This window comes from Streptococcus sp. 2106 (assembly GCF_013277315.1).
Taxonomy (GTDB): domain Bacteria; phylum Bacillota; class Bacilli; order Lactobacillales; family Streptococcaceae; genus Streptococcus; species Streptococcus pseudopneumoniae.
On sequence record NZ_VMMS01000108.1, the window covers coordinates 1 to 3232 of the forward strand.

At 42.1% G+C, this 3232-nt stretch carries 3 protein-coding genes and 1 pseudogene; 2 read left to right on the forward strand and 2 right to left on the reverse strand.

Annotated features, from left to right (window positions below; genetic code table 11):
- Positions 1–203: 203 nt before the first annotated feature.
- On the forward strand, positions 204–1532 hold the full coding sequence (locus HT723_RS10370) for a sodium-dependent transporter (RefSeq protein WP_172935151.1): 1329 nt from the start codon (positions 204–206) through the stop codon (positions 1530–1532).
- A gap of 40 nt (positions 1533–1572) precedes the next feature.
- On the opposite strand, the gene manA is transcribed toward HT723_RS10370, so the two are convergent.
- Entirely contained in the window at positions 1573–2517 is a 945-nt protein-coding gene (gene manA / locus HT723_RS10375) for a mannose-6-phosphate isomerase, class I (protein ID WP_172935152.1), read from the reverse strand.
- A 120-nt stretch (positions 2518–2637) separates the two neighbouring features.
- Positions 2638–2958, reverse strand: a pseudogene (locus HT723_RS10380) (family 1 glycosylhydrolase); the annotation flags it as partial.
- A gap of 40 nt (positions 2959–2998) precedes the next feature.
- Between HT723_RS10380 and HT723_RS10385 the strand changes: the two are divergent.
- Positions 2999–3232: helix-turn-helix domain-containing protein (locus HT723_RS10385; protein WP_172935154.1), on the forward strand; the 234-nt coding region annotated here is incomplete at its 3' end.

Here is a 3232-nt window from a genome sequence, read left to right on the forward strand (position 1 = left end):
ACCTCAAAGCAGTGCTTTGAGCAACCTGCGGCTAGCTTCCTAGTTTGCTTTTTGATTTTTATTGAGTATTAACAGACCTTAGAAAACATGATAGGATAGTCAAGTCTATCAATCAAAAGAAACGCTCATCTTGAGTACTGATGAGGCTATTTGCCAAGGGCAGTAGCTTTTTCTTTTGTAACACTAATTTTAGGAGTTTAACTATGTCTGAAAAATCGCAATGGGGTTCTAAATTGGGCTTTATTCTAGCATCTGCTGGTTCAGCCATCGGACTTGGAGCCGTTTGGAAATTCCCCTACATGACTGCTGCTAACGGTGGAGGAGGCTTTTTACTAGTCTTTCTCATTTCCACTATTTTAATCGGTTTCCCCCTATTGCTGGCTGAATTTGCTCTCAGCCGAAGTGCTGGTGTCTCAGCTATCAAAACCTTTGGAAAACCAGGCAAGAATAGTAAGTACAACTTTATCGGTTGGATTGGTGCCTTTGCCCTCTTTATCCTCTTATCTTTCTACAGTGTTATTGGCGGCTGGATTTTAGTCTATCTAGGCATTGAGTTTGGAAAATTGTTCCAAATTGGTGGAACGGGTGATTATGCTCAGTTATTTACTTCAATCATTTCAAATCCAGCCATTGCTCTAGGAGCTCAAGCGACCTTTATCCTATTGAATATCTTCATTGTATCACGTGGGGTTCAAAAAGGGATTGAAAGAGCTTCGAAAGTCATGATGCCCCTGCTCTTTATCATCTTTGTCGTCATCATCGGTCGTTCTCTCAGTTTGCCAAATGCCATGGAAGGGGTTCTTTACTTCCTCAAACCAGACTTTTCAAAACTGACCAGTGCTGGTCTCCTCTATGCTCTGGGACAATCTTTCTTTGCCCTCTCACTAGGGGTTACAGCCATGCTGACCTATGCTTCTTACTTAGACAAGAAAACCAATCTAGTCCAGTCAGGAATCTCCATCGTAGCCATGAATATCTCGATATCCATCATGGCAGGTCTCGCCATTTTCCAAGCTCGATCCCCCTTCAATATCCAGTCTGAAGGGGGACCGAGCTTGCTCTTTATCGTCTTGCCTCAACTCTTTGACACGATGCCTTTTGGAACCATTTTCTACGTCCTCTTCCTCTTTGCGACTGTCACTTCTTCTGTCGTGATGCTGGAGATCAATGTGGGCAATGTCACCAACCAGGATAACAGCAAACGTGCCAAATGGAGTGTGATTTTAGGAATTTTGACCTTTATCTTTGGCATTCCTTCAGCCCTATCTTACGGTGTCATGGCGGATGCTCACATCTTTGGGAAGACCTTCTTTGACGCTATGGACTTCTTGGTTTCCAATCTCCTCATGCCATTTGGAGCTCTCTGCCTTTCACTTTTTACAGGCTATATCTTTAAAAAGGCTCTTGCAATGGAGGAACTCCATCTTGATGAAACCGCATGGAAACAGGGACTGTTCCAAGTCTGGCTCTTCCTTCTTCGTTTCGTCATTCCAATCATCATCATCGTGGTCTTCATCGCCCAATTTATGTAATTAAAAAGGACTTGAGTAGTAAACTCAGGCCCTTTCTTTTTTATGGATGGCTAACAATCACTTCTAAACCTTGCCCTTCCAGAGTCCAAGATTCAACATCACTTGGTAGGATAAAGTAGCTGCCTTTTTGAATTGGATAATTTTTCCCATCAACAGTTAGCTGACCTTGACCAGCTAAGACACTCAATAAGCTGTAGTCAGCTGTCTTTTCAAAGTCAACTTTTCCAGTAATTTCCCACTTGTACACTGCGAAGAAATCATTAGAGACAAGTAAAGTTGAGCGTAAATCATCAGCTTTGACAGTCACAGGACGGCTATTTGCTGGCTCACCAATGCTCAAGACATCGATGGATTTTTCAAGATGAAGTTCACGCAAGTTGCCTTTATCATCCTTGCGGTCAAAGTCATAGACGCGATAGGTGGTATCGCTAGACTGCTGGGTTTCAAGAATCAAGATGCCAGCACCAATAGCATGCATGGTGCCACTTGGTACATAGAAGAAATCTCCAGCCTTAACAGGCACTTTTGTCAGCAAGGCATCCCAGTTTTTATCTTCGATTTGCTGGCGGAGTTCCTCTTTTGACTTGGCATTGTGACCGTAGATAATCTCTGAGCCTTCATCCGCAGCTATGATGTACCAGCATTCTGTTTTTCCGAGTTCGCCTTCATGCTCGAGTCCATAAGCATCGTCTGGGTGAACTTGGACGCTGAGCCAGTCGTTAGCATCCAGAATTTTGGTCAAGAGTGGAAATACAGGTTCTGGACGATTGCCAAACAATTCACGGTGCTGCGCATACAAAGTAGCCAGGTCTGTTCCCTGGTAGCGTCCATTGGCAACTTTAGAGACACCATTTGGATGGGCTGAGATGACCCAGTATTCTCCGATTTTTTCACTTGGGATGTCGTAGCCAAACTCATCACGTAGCTTGGTTCCACCCCAGATTTTTTCTTGCATAACTGATTGTAAAAATAATGGTTCTGACATTTTATTCTCCTGTCTGATCTTTCTTCCTTCATTATAACAAAAAAAGAGTTCCATTTGAACTCTTTTTTACATCTTATAAAGCAGGGAGAAGATTTTATAAAAATAGTAAACAAATGTGCTCTACTCGATGCTTGCTCCATTGCTATCAATGACATCCTTGTACCAATAGAAGGACTTCTTCTTGCTACGTTTGAGAGTCCCATTTCCTACATTATCTCGATCTACATAGGTAAAGCCATAGCGCTTATTCATTTCCCCTGTGCCAGCTGAAACCGGATCGATACATCTCCAAGTCGTATAACCAAGCAAGTCAACCCCGTCTTGGTAAATGGCATCTCGCATGGCCTTGATGTGGGCCTCTAAGTAAGTAATCCGATAGTCATCTGCTACATAACCATTCTCATTCGGTTTATCCATAGCACCGAGTCCATTTTCTACGATAATACTAAGCTAAAATCAAAAAGCATTATATAATAGTAATATGAAATCAACTAAAGAAGAAATCCAAGCTATCAAAACACTTTTAAAAGACTCTCGTACAGCTAAATATCATAAACGCCTTCAAATCGTTCTATTTCGTCTGATGGGTAAATCTTATAAAGAGATTATAGAGCTTTTAGACTGTAATCAAACAACGATTTGGCCAACTGTAAAAAAATATGAGGAGTTCGGACTCGATTCTCTCCTTCAAGAAACACGTGGTGGTCGTAACCAT

Bases quoted from the DNA above. Each gene is read 5' to 3' on its own strand.
- manA (WP_172935152.1), bottom strand. From the start codon at position 2,517: ATGTCAGAACCATTATTTTTACAATCAGTTATGCAAGAAAAAATCTGG.
- HT723_RS10370 (WP_172935151.1), top strand. From the start codon at position 204: ATGTCTGAAAAATCGCAATGGGGTTCTAAATTGGGCTTTATTCTAGCA.